Consider the following 16,615-nt stretch of genomic DNA (forward strand, 5'->3'; position numbering starts at 1 on the left):
TAGAGCAATAGGGATGATGCACTGAAAGAAGATAAAAAAAGGGGGGAGGAGATCTCCCTCCCATGATTCATCAACTTGTCCACGGGGTACACTTTCTCAAATCCCTAATTCCCTTTACGCTATAACTAGAAGGAAACATCATCACTTTTTTATTTCCCATTTACAGCATATTTTGCGACAGACAGGGAAGCTAAATCCCCTACTGTTTCCTGAAGTTTTGCAGCTTCAATGGAACATGCCTGAACAGTATGTGGCAATGCTTCTTTTTTTATTTCGGTAAACATATAATCCCTCAACAGCCCCTCCTGTCGGGCATAAATACTTCCAATAATCACTTTTTCGGGATTCAATATATCTAACAAAATACTAATACCTTTTCCAAGTTTTTTACCAACGATTCGATAAATCTCAAGGGCGAGTTCATCCCCCTTTAAAGCCGCTTCTGCAACTGATTTTGCCGTTACTTTTTCAAGGTTATTTACATCTGAACAAATGATTGTCGCATTCCCAGCTTCCAAATATTCCTTAACCTTCGTTTGTGAAAGACGTGCAATTCCCCCTCCACTACAAAAGCCTTCGAAGGAACCTGTTTTTCCATAGCCAACCGGACCGTCATCCTCTAATCGAATATGGCCAACTTCACCAGCCATATCATTCGTTCCTGAATACAACTGACCATTTAAAATGAGGCCTGCACCCATTCCTGTTCCAAATGTTAAAAATATGATATTTTGACACCCTACTCCTGCTCCCCACTGCCATTCAGCTAATGCACATGCGTTTGCATCATTCTGCATGGCAACAGGTACATTGAACGTCTCCTTAATAGGCGTAAAAATATCGATCCGATCCCAATTGGGGAGGTTTGGAGGGGAAAGAATAAGACCCCTTTTACTATCTAAAGGACCACCACAACTAATTCCGATTGCTTCTAGTGACACATTCTCCTCTTCGATCATGTATGATAACTCGTTCATTAATTTATTGATTGCATCATGAGGATTGGTAGGAGTTGGGAATGAACGACGTTTCAACAATTGGATGGTTTGGTCTTGTCCTTCTTCACCTAATACGACAGCACATTTTGTTCCACCGATATCAAACCCAGCTAGTACCTTTTTCATCCGAAAAATTCCTCCTCTAACATTAAACAAAGCGTATGGTAAACAGGTAAATGACGCTCTTGAATTCGATAGGTTTCTTCATAAGGAACTTGGATCGTTACATCGCAAATATCTTTTAATTGCCCTCCAGATTTTCCAGTTAAACAAATCGTTTTTAATCCCTTTGCTTTTGCAACAATTGCCGCTTGAATAATATTTTTTGAGTTTCCAGAAGTACTGATCCCTAGAAATATATCATTCTCTTTTCCATAGCCATACACTTGCTGTGCAAATACTAGCTCTGGTGCAACGTCATTTGAAAAAGCAGTCATTAATGCTGAATGGCTTACGAGGGAAATTGCTGGCAAGGCTCCTTGTAAGTGCATTCCAATTGACCCATCATCACCGGCTTCGTTTAAACGCTCAAGTTCCTCTTCTGGTAATTTTCTCGAAGACACAAATCCTTTCATTAATTCCCCAACAATATGTTCACAGTCAGCTGCACTTCCACCATTACCAGCTAGTAGTAGTTTTCCGTTGTTTTCATAGCTAGCTTTAATTGTTTCGTATGCCTTTTCGACATCATGAATACAGGAATCTAATTCAGGATAATGATTCACCAGTTGCTCTAAATAATGTTTCGTCATCGTAACAGCCTCATTTCTTTCATTTTGAGATTAACATTCTTTCAAGTGGTTTAAAGCCTTTTCAAAAAAGTCCACTCCGCCAAAGCTTCCTGATTTTAATACGAGTACGTAATGGGGCTTCTCGATACTAATACAAGAAGGTAGTCCCGGCTCAATTTCCTCATGCACTCGCAAGCCCTTAATGCCCAGTTTCTGACAAATAGATGCTGAGGTTTCGCCACCGGCTAATAAAATACGCTCGACACCTGTCTGCTTGACTACAGATGCCACTACACCGGCAAGGGAATTGGAAACAACTCTAGAAATCTCTTCATTACTGAAGCCTTTTGCCTTTCCAATTTCCTTCGTCTTAGCAACCAATTCCGGTTGATTGGAAGCATAAACTAATGCATCTTTTCCAGCAGTTACAGTTTCAGTCAAATGTTGAATAAGTCCCTTTAAGTATGTTACTTTATCATCACTAAATAGCTTGGTCGTATCCATTTCTCTATAAGAAATACCCTGTTCTTTTATAAACGCAACTTGTCCAAAGGTTTGAGGAGTCAAGCTACCGGCAGCACATAAAATGCCTACATTCTCTTGATTATATTGGGCTGGCTGGATCAAATCCTGCTCATTACCATTTATAGGTGAACTTACTCGTGCAAGTTCTTCTGCTACACCCGAAGCACCAGCAATGACCTTCTCATCAATGATTGCTTTAGCGATTTCCTCCAATGATAGTTGGTCTTCTACATCTAGAATTAAATAATGACAATCGTTACGTCTGCGTTGAATCTCTTTTTTAATAGCCTCATAGCCTTCTCGAATGACAGAAATATCAACATGGTCTACCGCTCGGGTTGTTTGGGTTTTTAAAATATCCACAATATTCGATTCTGTCATTGGATGAACAGGGTCGTTTCGGAAATTTGATTCGTCTAACTTCTTCCCGTACACATAATGCTGTTGGTGAATCGTCGTTCTTCCGTTCTTTGGAAATCCTAATACGACAACGGCGAATGATTCATTTAAAGCATCAAGCATCGCATCAAATTCTGCCCCAATATTCCCTCTAAAAACAGAACATGTTTTATTAAAAAATTGCTTATAACCTAGTTCCTTTAATCGTTTCGTACTTTCAAATACTTTATCGTAGGCTTCTTCCTTCGAATCTAACCGACTATTCGTATCAATTACAGCAACCTCTGGCAGTATTCTTCTATGCGAGAGGTCATGGCTATACTCATACGGATACACATCCGTTAATAGGCCAGCTTTCTTATACATAATCCCAATATCATTTGCACCTGTTATATCGTCAGCAACAATTCCAATCATTTTTCCCAATTCCTTTTCGGTTTGTAGCCTGCATGATGAAGAAAATCATGGACGATATGTTCTGGGAGATTTTGAATTGGCAACCCGCTTTTTTCACTTAAAATGGCCATTTCACATGCAAATTCTAATGTATGAAGTGCCATTTTTGCTTCTTGCAGGGATGTATCGTACACAAGGACTCCATGATTTTCTAATAGGATGATATTGGTTTTATTGGCTTTTTCATAAACAAACTCTCCAAGTTCTTTTGAGCCTGGATGTGCATAAGGGATTCGTTCTATCCGTTCTAAGTAGTACATTCCTTCTATAAAACTATTCGCAGCAATGTCCATTGTCGTACAAGCAGCTAACGTACTATACAAAGGAGATGCATGAATTACAGCGTTAATTTCCGGACGTCTTTCATAAATTGCCTGATGCATAGGAACCTCTTTAGAAGGACGATCCTTTTGTGAGCGATCGATTTCCTTGCCGATTTCCCATTCGATAAAGTCTTCAGGGGTTAATTCTCCTAAATATGTTCCACTTTTCGTAATCAGAAAATGATTCTCAGATGTACGTGCGCTAATATTACCGGAATTTCCCCAAGCAAGCTTGTTCTCAAACATATATTTAGTGGTCTTGATTAAATCAGAAGCTAAAGCATCATAATTGTTCATAAGCACATCTCCTTATTAACTCATAATATGATTTTGTAACTCTACGTAAAATACTGTCGCGTTCTTCTACAGGATAACCTTCTTATTTGTCATCTTGTCCTCTAATTCATAGATATTGAGGTCCACATCAATTTCGTTTTCTGAGAATAACTTTACGTTTTGACTTGTTTGCTTCGGATAAATTCTAGTGGTTACAGCTGTTTCCCCATCGTTAGCAAAGACTTCAAGAGAAGAACGATCGATGAACAAACGTAAGCTTAATTGATTATCTTTAATAGTAATCGGCGCTTCCATCATGGAAGTATCGCCCTCACCAGATTTCTTACGATCAATAAATAATACATTGCGTTCTACATCAATCCCGACAATTGTTTCTTCATCTTCGGAGCATCTTACTTTTAGACCAAATCGCTTTGATTCACCCGAAATCGTAAAGGTTGCTTCAATCTCCCCAACTTTAACTTCGTCATCGAGGATCATTTCCTCGTTTACCTTCAAATCAAAATGATTTACATTCTTTCGTAATTGCTTCAACTCTTCTACCGGGATTTGGATCAATTTGTTTTCATCATTAAGTTTAAGTTCTCTAGGTATGGTAAGTGACCCTACAAAACGATCCTTTCGAGTCGGCATACTCGATTCCCATAGGTTCATCCATCCAAACATAATCGTTCTGCCTTTCCCATCTTTCAATGTTTGAGGCGCATAAAAGTCAGAACCATAATCAATCATCGCTAACTGCTCATCTTCAAATTTATTTGTTTCATAATTCATGGTGCCGACTTTATAGATGCTCTTATGTTTAATATTGTCCATACCTTCTGGCGATAAAATAAGAACGTCCTTTTCCCCAAGATTAATTAAGTCGGGACATTCCCACATAAAACCTTGTGTTCCATCACCTTCAGCCATGACACCTAAATATGTCCAATCTACTAGATTAGAAGATTGGTAGAGTAAGACTTGGCCATTCCCATTCAGACCATTCCCAACAACCATGTACCAACTGTTGTCATGCTTCCATACTTTCGGATCACGGAAGTCTTCAGAAAAGCCAGGAGGTGGTCCTGCAACGACAGGGTTTGCTTGATGCTTTGTAAAATGAACCCCGTCTGTACTAGTAGCAACACACTGAACCTCTTTTGGTGATTTATTATCAACATGACCCGTGTAGATTAATGTTAACTCATCATTATTCGCAACTGCCGACCCTGACCAACAACCGTCCAAGTCATATTCTTCGCCAGGCGCAATAGCAGGCGGCAGCAATTCCCAGTTGATAAGGTCTATACTTCTAAAATGTCCCCAAAATTTCAAACCTGTTTCTGGTTGATCAGGAGTAAACTGATAAAATACGTGATACTCATCATTAAAATAAACTAATCCATTTGGGTCATTCATCCAGTTAGATGGAGGATCCAAATGAAAAGCTAAACGATGGGGGTTATTTTTTCCTATTTCCCCTTCACGTAAACTTAATTCATGTGCTTCTTTTATAAGTTGTTCATGTGTTTTTTGTATTGTCATCGTAGTTTATTCCTCCAAAATGTTCTAAGTCCTCGTAGATGGTTTTTAAAGATTGATAGCATTTTTGATAGATGGAAAATAACTGTTGATATGTGGAGTGTTTAGTAGAGTCAGGTTGATAAATCTCCTCTATCTCTTGCAATCCCCATTGTTTGGAGAGATCATCTAAACTAGCAAAGTCTTTTACTCCTACTGCAGCAAGCATCGCTGCACCATAGGCCCCTCCACCTCTACTGTTTTTCCTCACAATTGGTAGATTAAATAGATTCGCTGCGGTTGTTAACCAAACTGGGTGCTCTGCTGCCCCTCCGGTTAAGACAATGTAATCTGGAGAAGACTCCATTCGTTGCTGAATCAAACAAAAAGCTTCATACAATGAAAATAAAACGCCTTCAACAATGGAGCGCGCCATTTCCGCTTTTGTATGCTCTGATGTTAGCCCAATAAATGTCCCTTTTGCATTTTCATCCATATGGGGCGTTCGTTCACCATTTAAATAGGGTAAAAATATGAGCTTATTCGCTCCGGGCACAATGTCACTCGCCAGATCTAATAAGTGTCCAAAATCATAGGTACTATCTAAAACCTTTTCTTTAAACCACTTAAAAGAATTTCCTGCCGATAAAGTGGCACCCATCATGACATATTTTTCAGAATCGCCATGGGCTAATGTATGAACAGATCCATCTTTCACCATTTTCAACTTATCCGAACTAACAAAAAGCTGCCCACTCGTCCCAATCGTACAAAGCCACGCCTTTTCATTGACGATCCCGTTCCCAATCGCTTGTGCCTGAGCATCTCCACATCCACAAATCACTGGTAATCCTTCCTTTAACGCGTAAAGAGTACTTGCTTCTTTCGTTACAGTTCCAGATACATGGGTAGAGGGTACAATTGGGGGAAGTTTGTCTTGATCTAATTGGAAAAGTTCCACAATCTCTGATGACCAATTTTTTGTTGCTAAATCCATCATTAAGGTAGCAGACGCATCCGATTCGTCTGTATCAACAACACCTGCTAAGTTCAAACGGATAAAGTCTTTTGGAAGCAAAAACTTATATGTGTTTTGATACAGGTCGGGTTGATGTTTTTTAAACCATAAAATTTTCCCCAGAGTAAAGCTAATATTCGGATGATTCCCCGTTATTTCAACCCATTTTTCTAAAGGTAAGCGCTCCTTAATAAGAGCTAATTCCTCTTTATTCCGTTGGTCTGACCAAATAATGGAATGATAGATAGGTTCCAAGTTGTGATTAACAGGAACAATCCCATGCATTTGTCCTGTGATGGCAAGGGATGTAACCTGTTGTAAAATTTGATTATCGTCTTTTTCGATGTCATGCAACGCTTTCTTTAATGCCTCTAGCCACTCATTTGGATCTTGCTCATGCCACATAGGTTGAGGCGTAAGAACCTGATAGGTTCTCACGCTACTCGCTACTACTTGTCCGTTATGATCTGTTATTAAACATTTTACAGATGACGTTCCTAGATCAATCCCTAAATAGTTACTCATTTTCCTCACCAAGTTTATCTTCAATCAGATTTGTTTCGTATATGGATTGACTTGTATCAAATGGTATAAAGATTGTTTTTACTTCTGATCTTCCGAAGTGTAAGGTTACACTGCGGTCCCAAAGAGGTAACTCCAGGTGCGCAACTGTATCCTGGTGATTCGTTTCATATAGTCTAACGATTACACCATCCCCGTCTTCGGCATGTTTCATCGAAGATAGAATGACATTAGGTTGATCAATCGAAATAAAACTATCTTCCTGTGGTAATGATCCTTGATGATACGTTTCAACAATGACCTGTGCCTTTTGATTTAACTCCCATGCATGTTGTACAGTATTCGCTTCCTCAAAGCCATTTTCATGAGGTAGTAATGTGTACGTAAAAGTTTGTATACCTTGATCGATGATTGGATAATCATCTTCTAAATCTGGCTCAAACGGAATATGATGAGCGTAAATTGGGCTGCGCAATACCGTTAAATGAATGGTATTTCCAGTCGCAGCTGCACTATACTTACTATCATTTAAAATGCTTAAGCCATATATATCCTTCTTTTCTTTATTGATCGTTCCCGTAACATCAACCCAGTTTTGCATCGGCTCTTCTTCTCCATTTGCTTCCCTTGTGATCTGTCCAAATGGAATTTCATACGTTACTTTTCGCTGGCTGAAAGAAACTGGGAACTGTATTTTTAACGCTTTGTACTTTTCCTGCCAATTCACTTTTACCTTTACTTCCACTTTATGTAGTTGTTTGTAAAGGATAAAGTCTTGTACAAGCGTAGATTTTTCATATTCACTAATGACACGGATAACCCCTCTTACGGGACCATCTTCTACTTTTTTCACTTTAACCGGTTTAAAGGTTCCAATCTTGTCATCAAAGCGCAGCTGACCATGTCCCCATGCATCTGATAAATCATTGATCACAACAGGAAGTGCACCATGATCTTTAAACACTTCAATATCCTTTTCTTTGTCATATAGACTACTCATTCCACCGGTAATTGGATCTATTACTACCTTTAATCGCTCATTCTCCATTGTGAAATCTTCAATTTGCATTGATTCAAAGCTATTTTTCGGCTTTACTGCTCTTAGTTTGTACGTGCTGTACCCTAGAGGTGGTATATCCGCTAAAAAGACAACTCGTTTTCTGTTAGGTATTTTCGCAACTGGATCAACAATTTGATAAGGTACTTCATTACCGTGTACGTCTTCAATCATAAATTCCTCTGGTAACGTGTAGTTCACAAATATTCCATGCTCAATTTCAACAGGTGTTCGAACTGGCCAAGAATGTGGATTAAATACCACAATTGGTTTCATGTCTTTTTCTTCTTTGATATCAATATTCCAGCTAATCGATTGCAACGCATAGTTTAAGTTTCTTGAAGAAATACTATTCGCTTCACCGTATAAGTCTCGTGCATCATGATAGGCTGCCTCGATGCTAGTACCCGCTAAAATGTCATGAAATTGGTTAAACAAAACACCCTTCCAAGCTTGATTAAAATCAGTTGGGTAACTTTGATTCGTTAATTGATTCGCAACAGTTGAAAACTTCTCAGCTGCTATCAGTAAATTCTCTGAAAGACGATTATATTTTTTCACTTCTGAATGAACAGCATAGCAACCACTTGCATGGTGCTGTAAGTCATCATGAACAATAGGAAGTTTGTTTTCTATTAAAGATACATCCTCGAAAAACTCATTTGGTGAGCTGAATGTTAATGCAGTATCTTCCATTGTTTGATCTAATTCTCTTATTGTTTCAATATTTACTTTTGTCGGTCCACCACCATGGTTTCCAACTCCATAAAAACACATAAGATGATCGAATGAATTTTTCAATTCTGTTTTACAATGCATAATGTGGTTTTCTAAATGGTCAAACGTGCAATATTCAAATGGAATTCGGAAGGCTTTGACACGAGAGCCATCATTTGATTCCCATAGGAATAATCGGCCTGGCAATCCTTTTTCCTCCGGATTAGGACGCATAAAAACGTAAGCATCCATACCAGACTTTTGCAAAATTTGAGGTAAGTTTCCATTATGACCAAAACTGTCTACATTGTATCCAACTTTAGCAGTTACACCGAATTTTTCTCTAAAATACCTCTGACCAATCAATCCTTGTCTTGCGAAAGATTCTCCACTTGGGATATTACAGTCCGGTTGAATCCACCAACCACCACAAATGATCCATCGTCCTTCCTGAATCCGTACTTTAATTTCCTCGAACATGGAAGGTTCATTTTTTTCAATCCACTCATAAAAGGCTGCTGAACTTGAAGTGAAAATAAAGTCATCATATTCTTTTATTCGATCTAATGCTGAGCGAAAAGTGGCTTTCGTTTCTTGAAATCCTTCCTGCCATTGCCATAACCAAACGGGATCTAAATGGGCATTTCCAATCATATACATTTTTTTCATGCTGGTACCTCCTTGTGTTTACTCTACCCTTACCCTTTTGCTGCGCCACCCATATTGAATCCTTTTGACATATGATTTTGTGCAAAATAGTAAAGGACAAATGTTGGTAACATATATAGAATGGAGTATGCGGCTAACTGACCGTATGCTGCATAACCGTACTGACCAAAGAATTGGAAGATTGTAACAGATGCTGGTAGTTTTTCAGGTGTTTGTAATAAAATATATGGAACAAAGAAGTTCCCCCAGCTACCAATGAATGTAAAAATACTAACTGTAAAGATTCCTGGAATCATTAATGGTGCAATTACTTTACGTATTCCCTTTATAATGCCTGCTCCGTCAATCCATGCTGCTTCTTCGAGTTCGACCGGAACACCATCGATAAAGTTTTTCATCAACCATATCCCAAACGGTAATTGAGAGGCTGTTAAGAACATCAAAGTACCAAATAATGAATCTTGTAAATCTAGAAATAGAAACAGTTGATATACAGGTACCATTACTGCAGTAATTGGTAGTGATGTCATAAATAAAATCATCATCATTAACTTTTGCTTATTTTTAAATGGATATCGAGATAGTGGATATGCTGCTAACATAGACAAAATAACGACTAATATTGTTTGTCCTCCGGATAGGAAGATACCAATTAAAAAGGCCTTTTGATTGACTGGATTTGAAATCACTTCTGTATAATTACTTAACGTGAACTGTTCTGGCAACTTCACTACTTGCGTAGCATTTGCATCAAAGGAAGCAAATATGACCCATAGCAGTGGAGTTATAAACAAAACTGCAATGATCGATAAAAACGTATAGGGTATTATTTTTCCGAATTTTTCTAATTTCATTATCTTTTGCACCCCTTATTCATCTGTCTTTAAAAGCTTAATATAAGCTAAGCTTAGAACTATTCCGATAAGTAATATGACTAATGAAATAGCAGTACCATAACCTAATTGGTAATTAACAAATGCTTGTTCATACATGAAAACTGGCAATGTTGATGTTGCTCTTGCTGGCCCTCCACCTGTCATTGTATAAATGAGGGAGAATACACCTAATGTTCCAAGTGTAATAATAACTAGATTCGTAAATACTGTATTTTTAATCATTGGGATTGTAATCTTCCACAATATCTTCCACCGATTCGCTCCATCTATCCTTGCTGCCTCATATAAGGAGTTTGGAATGCTATCTAGCGCTGATTGGAACATCAACATCGACAATGCAGAACCCTGCCAAATATTTGCTATAATGACTGACACCATTGGGAAGGTAAACAACCAAGATACCGGTTCAAAACCTAAAGCTCCAATAAATTGGTTTAGTGTACCACCATCGTGTAAAAATGCAACGAACATAATCCCAACAATAATTTCAGGTGTTACCCAACCAGCCATTACGGTTGCACCTACAAATTTACGGAAGGTTTTATTCTTATTTTTCATTAAGATAGCAAGTAAGAAACCAAGTACTTGCTGGCCAATAATCCCGGAGAAAATTAAGAAGACCATTGTTGCCATAAAGGATGTTTTAAAGTTCGGATCTTCAAACATGTTGACAAAGTTTTGGAATCCTACAAATTCAATATTTTGAGCTGAGGCACCAGTTAGAGACATGTTTGTAAACGCGAAGAAAAAGGTCATAACAATTGGACCCAGGAAGAAGATTATCATTAGAATTAGAGCCGGCGATAAAAATAGCGCTGCTCGTCTTAAATTACCATTACTCTTTTTAAATTCTTTGGATTTCGCCACCATATTTCCCCCCATTTTGGAAGATGAAAGACCAAGTAAGATACTTACTTGGTCTTTAGTTTTTATTTATTAATTACACTATCTTCTCCAACAATTCGTTTTAGTCCAGTTTCATAATTTTTCACGGCTTGCTCAGGGGAAATTGCACCTGTTGCTACACTTTCCACTACTTCTTGAATGTGTGTAGAGATTGCTGGATATTCATCAATCGCTGGGCGGAAATGAGTATATGTCAAGATTTCGCCTGCTTCGCGATAGTTACTTAGTGGTTGGTTTAAATACTCGTCTTTTTCGGCAACGTCTGTTCGAACTGTCATATCACCAGTTTTTGTAACATATTCTAGTTGATGTTCAGCATCAACTGCCATTTTAATAAACTCAGCAGCTAAATCTTTGTTGTTTGCTTTAGCCGGGATAGACAGTGCCCAACCACCTGACATGGAAGTATAACCAGGGTCTTGTCCATTTTGAGTTGGGAATGGAATGAATCCCCATGTGTCTAGAGCTTCCGGCCATGGAGTAGCTCTTCCTTCACGCCATGTACCTGCAACCCAGTTTCCATCCATCACCATAGCTACTTTATCATTCATCATTAAATCTTCAGCAAGTAAGCTTGATACTTGGCTGTTTGCTGCAACACTTGGTGCAGCACCAATTTCTTTTTCACTTACTTTGTTAATATATTCGAATGTATCAGTTAATGCTTTTTCGTCTATAACCCACTTTTGCTCATCATAGTCATATAGAGAAGAACCAGTTCCACTATATAACACTTGGAATGTTCTCATGGACGTACCTTCTCCAGTTGCTTTAGAAGTGTACATAAACAACGGAATGACATCTTTACTTGCACTCGCTTTTACTTCTTCAGCAGCACTTAATACTTCTTCCCAAGACTTCGGAGCAAAGTCAGAAAGCCCAGCATCTCCTAATAATTTTTTGTTATACCAAAGTCCTTGAACATCTGTACTAAATGGAACACCGTAGATTTTACCATCTAGACCTTTTACACCTTGATGTGTAGTAGTTTCAAAGTTTTCCCATTCATCCCAGTTGTTGACGATGTCGTCCATTGGTGATAAATAACCAGCGTTAACATCAGAATTCAAGATAAATGTGTCTTCTACTGCAACGTCTGGAGTTGTTTCAGCAGATTTCATCATCATGGCTTGTTTTGTTGTTACATCATCATGAAGAGGAACTAATTTAACGTCGACTCCTTCATTTGCTGCTTCAAAGTCAGCTTCCAGATCCTTAAACCAGTCTTCCCACCAAGATGGGTACGTTACTTTTAAAACATTTTCACTTGAAGCGCTTTCTTTAGATCCCTCATCGTTACTACAAGCTATTAATCCTAGTGGAAGGATCACTGACATACCTGCTAACACTAATTTTTTCATCATTATTCATCGTCTCCTTTTGTTTTCAGGAAGTTAAGCGTTTTCGATTATCTGTTAAATAAATAGGAAGCTATAATTTCTTTGTACTCTCTCGAACGACTAATCGATAAGGAATAAAATTCTCTTTTGATTGAATTTCTATATTCTTCATTTGATCAATGAGCAATCGCATAGCCGTTGCCCCAATATCTACAGGATTTTGTTTAACTGTCGTTAATTTCGGTCTGAAAATGGACGCTAAATCTACATCATCAAATCCCATGACAGATATATCTTCAGGGACTCTGTATCCATACTCATGCAAATAATTTATGGCCCCCAGAGCTTGTTGATCTGAACAGGCAAAGATTGCAGTTGGTTTATCGACTTGCGACATGATTTTTGAAGTAGCAATATAACCATCTTCAATGGTATGGAATCTCATGGACTGCCACAAAGGATTCGCCGTTATTCCTACTTCTTCTAGAGCATCCTTATAGCCTTGCAAGCGATAAGTTCCTGTTGCCGTGTCTGACTCCGGACCTGCCAAAATTGCAATTTTTGTATGGTTTTGATTGATTAAATATTTTGTAGCTTCATAGGAAGCTTTGACATTATCAATTGTCACATAAGGGTACTTTTCCTGCTGTTCTAACTTTTGTCCTATAAAGACAGTTGGAAGAGTTGTACGTTCAAAAAATGCCCTATGTTCTTCTGTAAATTCCGTAACCGAAAATAGGATACCATCTAGTTGTCTGTCTTCAAAAATGTTTAGATATTCGATTTCCCTTTGGAGATCGTTATAGGAAGTACTAAGTAAAATATTGTATCCATACGTTTGGGCTACTTCTTCCGTACCTTCTATTAACTTAGCAAAGAAATTGTTCGAAATTCTTGGTATTAATATACCGATAAGATTCGTCTTCTTATTTACTAGACCTTTTGCTACTAAATTAGGTTTAAAACCTGTTTCTTTAACAATTGCCAAAACCCGTTCTTTCAGTTCTTCACTAACATACTTACTATTATTAAGAACTCTTGAAACGGTAGAAACGGATACGTTTGCTTTTTTAGCAATATCCTTTATTGACGCCTTTATAATTATCCCTCCTCCCACTTTTTATCTATAATGCTTCGCCGGAAAACGTTTTCCTAACTACTTATAAAAAAATGCTACTATCATAGTACTTTAGTAACGTTATCAGTGGGAAACATGTAGAAAAACATCGAAACTCAATTATATTACGTTTAAAATTCTTCTCTCAAGAAAACGTTTTCCTGATTACCCCCATTATAAATGGTAGAAATTAGTTCGTCAACAAAAATAGTATGGATCGAAGGTGGGTCGCAGGGACAGGTCCCTTGTCCCACCATATTTTTCCTGGGACAAGGGACCTGTCCCTCTGTCCCAAAAACCTCAAAAAGATAACCAGCGGCCACCGACCACTGGTTTTCACGAACTTATGACGAGTTCTTCTTTTATTTGGTTTGCATATTTCTCCTCGATCATGCCGATGAAAGGTTCAACAAGTGTTGGATCGAATTGACTTCCTGAGCATTGTCTTAGTTCGTCGATGGCTTCGGTGAAGGTTTTTGTCTTTTGGTATGGGCGTTCTGTTGTCATGGCGTCAAAGGAATCGCAGACACATAGTATGCGAGCCAGTTTCGGAATTTTTTCACCATGTAGGCCATGCGGATAACCCTTTCCATCGAAACGTTCATGATGCAGCTCGACTAATGGAATCAACGGCTCCAATTTTTTATTGGTCGAGATAATTTCTTTCCCCCAGGTTACGTGTTTCTTCATCATTTCCCATTCATGAGGCTCGAGTTTTCCTTTTTTATTGATAATATCACGAGGAATCTCAAGTTTACCGATGTCATGAATAAGGGCACCTAATATTAACGTCTTCTTTTCAGATTCACTTAAATCTAGTCTACTACTGAAATCAACCGCATATTGGAAGACGCGTTTACTATGACGATAGGTGTACACATCTTTCGATAAGAAGATCTTTAGCTGTTGTTCAGCTTCGGTTAACTCTTGATCGAGATTAATCGCATTTTGAGCAAAGTATTGAGAATTCTCATCGAATACCTGAACAATGTTTTTTCCTTGTGCTTTCGCATAATACATCGCTTGGTCGGCTTTATTCAATATTTCGGATGCATCATACATCCCTTTTTCCCACTCCACAACGCCTGCTGAAAAAGATAGACAGCCATACGGAAGTGCTTCTACACCTTTGAAGTAGCTATTATTCACTTTTTTTCGCAATGAATCAATGAAAGCTAATCCGTCGTCCACACAAGTGTTCGGCATGACAATTGAAAATTCTTCTCCACCGTATCTCCCAACGATATAGTCATGTGAATTTGCTTCTTCTTCTAAGATTGAACCGAAAAATGTTAGTAAATGATCACCTTGAATATGACCATATAAATCATTATATTTTTTAAAATCATCTATATCTAAAAGTGCTAAGCTGACAGGCGTTCCATTTTCCCTAGCACTTGATATTTCAGCATCAAATAATTCTTTAAAATAGCCATGATTATTTAAACCTGTTAAGAAATCCTTATTCGCCTTATCTGAAATCTCTTGATAGAGCTTAAAATGCTGATCAAATGCAGCTGATAACAGTAAAGCAATACAAACGAATAAAAAAAGGCCAAATATACCTTCTGCTTTTAGCAAAATTCCAAGAATCAAGGGTAGTAACAACGTCGTAAAATAACTAATCACAAAAGTTTTATCAGTAGTGACCCCTTTAATTACGTTCTCAATACTACCACTACCATAAAGAAAGAAATAAGAAATAATAAAGAGCATGTTGCAAATAAAATACGTACATAGAGATAGAATATATGGCAACAGATGATGTGTATCGATTTCTCCAACTGATCCTCCAGCAAAAACAAGTGAAAAATAGGAGGCGATAATCATAATGCTGTACATCGAGAAATTAAATAAATGCTTCCACCAAGCTATTTTCCGTTGGACAAAAACATAGATAAGACTGGACAATGCCAGTACAAAAAGGGTAACGTCTAGTCCATACATAAACAAACTAGCGAGATAAATAGAAGAATCTAGAGAAAGTGAATTATCCTTTGGCGGGATATGGATAACATGATAGTTTAAAAGAGTAATAGAACCGATTAATACAAATATGATCACCCAATCTGATAAGGTGATATTATAATCATAAAAATAGAGGAATGAAAATACTCCTACTATAATGGTAATGCTCGTGTATACATGTATGGGTTTAAAGTTTAATTTCATGTTTTATCATCCCTCGGGTTAAAAGGTAGAGGAGGACTCATTGGATATTCAACATCCTCCTCCTAGGTTAATCATTTATACTAGTTTCCAACCAGAAGTAAAAGCAAGTACAACAGATCCAAGGATAACTGCATTTAGTAAAATACGAGTTACTTTTGTTTTCATGATTTCACCTCCTTCAATGAAGGGGTTTCATCTTCTAATGATGTGTGTTTATTTTTATGTACCATTAAATATTGGATAAATTGGAAGACGCCAATGTTCATCACAACATCTCCAATACTAATGACTTGAGAACGCGGATACGGGTCCGTTAGAGGTATTATATCACCTAAAAAACCTAATCTACTACTCTCTGTGAGCAGTGTATGTTTCGCATAAAGCTCATTTTTTAATGTGTCTAAGTAATGCGGATCTAGTAGCGTTGCAGCAGACTCTAATACTGGCATTCTACCTCCGTTCAAAGCCATGACAAGGAAGTTTAGGAATGTCCCGATTAAAATAAGAGTAAAACCAGAATTATGTCGGTTCACCCAAAGAAACGCCATCCCAATCACATAGACAACCATATAAATATAGCCACTAAGAGACCCCAGCATTTCATACTTATTCTGTAGAAAATAAACAAAAAACTGCAGAAAAACAAGAATCGGAAAAATCCATCCGAATTTTAACTGTAAATCAGCCAATCCTCGCAAACTACCTTTTCGAAAAAAACCCACAATAATCGCAATGAGAATCCCATCAAAAACCATTTTTTACCCACCAATTTGTTAAATTTAAAATTACGTATTTCCTGCTTCTAACGAGGAGTAACCCCCATATTTCACCAATATACTACAAATTATATCAGAAAGTTTCAACTTTTACGGGAAAAATTCCCATGGAAACAAAATTTATGAAAACAGCCTTTCAAAAAGAATTTGATAATAAGTAAATATTCAAGGCATTACTAAAAGGAACGTCTTT

General features: G+C 37.7%; 13 protein-coding genes. All 13 read right to left on the reverse strand.

All coding sequences use genetic code 11. The features are described from left to right. Nucleotides 1-149: 149 nt before the first annotated feature. The 13 genes from AC6CHV_RS16250 to AC6CHV_RS16310 all read right to left on the reverse strand — a co-directional run bounded on the left by AC6CHV_RS16250 (nt 150) and on the right by AC6CHV_RS16310 (nt 16,401). On the reverse strand, nt 150-1,124 hold the full coding sequence (locus tag AC6CHV_RS16250; RefSeq protein WP_498079226.1) for an ROK family protein: 975 nt from the start codon (nt 1,122-1,124) through the stop codon (nt 150-152). Then, the gene (locus AC6CHV_RS16255) at nt 1,121-1,750 is read right to left on the reverse strand and encodes an SIS domain-containing protein (protein WP_498079227.1); all 630 of its coding nucleotides are present in this window, start codon (nt 1,748-1,750) and stop codon (nt 1,121-1,123) included. The genes AC6CHV_RS16250 and AC6CHV_RS16255 overlap by 4 nt, the downstream gene beginning before the upstream one ends. A 30-nt stretch (nt 1,751-1,780) precedes the next feature. Then, entirely contained in the window at nt 1,781-3,070 is a 1,290-nt protein-coding gene (locus AC6CHV_RS16260) for a four-carbon acid sugar kinase family protein (RefSeq protein WP_498079228.1), read from the reverse strand. Next, nucleotides 3,067-3,729, reverse strand: a complete 663-nt coding sequence (locus AC6CHV_RS16265) for a class II aldolase/adducin family protein (protein WP_498079229.1) — start codon at nt 3,727-3,729, stop codon at nt 3,067-3,069. The genes AC6CHV_RS16260 and AC6CHV_RS16265 overlap by 4 nt, the downstream gene beginning before the upstream one ends. Before the next feature lie 66 nt (nt 3,730-3,795). Continuing rightward, nucleotides 3,796-5,256, reverse strand: a complete 1,461-nt coding sequence (locus AC6CHV_RS16270; RefSeq protein WP_498079230.1) for a sucrose-6-phosphate hydrolase — start codon at nt 5,254-5,256, stop codon at nt 3,796-3,798. After that, nucleotides 5,234-6,775 carry a xylulokinase gene (gene xylB, locus AC6CHV_RS16275; protein WP_498079231.1) on the reverse strand — a complete coding sequence of 514 codons (1,542 nt, stop codon included), beginning with the start codon at nt 6,773-6,775 and terminating at the stop codon, nt 5,234-5,236. The genes AC6CHV_RS16270 and xylB overlap by 23 nt, the downstream gene beginning before the upstream one ends. After that, nucleotides 6,768-9,215 (reverse strand): glycoside hydrolase family 38 N-terminal domain-containing protein, encoded by a 2,448-nt coding sequence (locus AC6CHV_RS16280; protein ID WP_498079232.1) that lies wholly within the window; start codon nt 9,213-9,215, stop codon nt 6,768-6,770. Before AC6CHV_RS16280 ends, xylB begins: the two co-directional genes overlap by 8 nt. A gap of 29 nt (nt 9,216-9,244) precedes the next feature. After that, nucleotides 9,245-10,069 carry a carbohydrate ABC transporter permease gene (locus tag AC6CHV_RS16285; protein ID WP_121445632.1) on the reverse strand — a complete coding sequence of 275 codons (825 nt, stop codon included), beginning with the start codon at nt 10,067-10,069 and terminating at the stop codon, nt 9,245-9,247. A 15-nt stretch (nt 10,070-10,084) separates the two neighbouring features. Further along, nucleotides 10,085-10,981 (reverse strand): ABC transporter permease subunit, encoded by an 897-nt coding sequence (locus tag AC6CHV_RS16290; protein ID WP_498079233.1) that lies wholly within the window; start codon nt 10,979-10,981, stop codon nt 10,085-10,087. Between the two features lie 59 nt (nt 10,982-11,040). Then, nucleotides 11,041-12,381, reverse strand: a complete 1,341-nt coding sequence (locus tag AC6CHV_RS16295) for an extracellular solute-binding protein (protein ID WP_498079234.1) — start codon at nt 12,379-12,381, stop codon at nt 11,041-11,043. A 67-nt stretch (nt 12,382-12,448) separates the two neighbouring features. Continuing rightward, on the reverse strand, nt 12,449-13,474 hold the full coding sequence (locus AC6CHV_RS16300) for a LacI family DNA-binding transcriptional regulator (RefSeq protein WP_121445629.1): 1,026 nt from the start codon (nt 13,472-13,474) through the stop codon (nt 12,449-12,451). Between the two features lie 336 nt (nt 13,475-13,810). Beyond that, a complete protein-coding gene (locus AC6CHV_RS16305; protein WP_498079235.1) occupies nt 13,811-15,646 on the reverse strand; it encodes a diguanylate cyclase in 1,836 nt (611 codons plus the stop codon). A 161-nt stretch (nt 15,647-15,807) separates the two neighbouring features. Next, a complete protein-coding gene (locus tag AC6CHV_RS16310) occupies nt 15,808-16,401 on the reverse strand; it encodes a DUF5317 family protein (protein ID WP_121445628.1) in 594 nt (197 codons plus the stop codon). Nucleotides 16,402-16,615 lie beyond the last annotated feature (214 nt).

Source organism: Ferdinandcohnia sp. GQ5, from assembly GCF_059759275.1.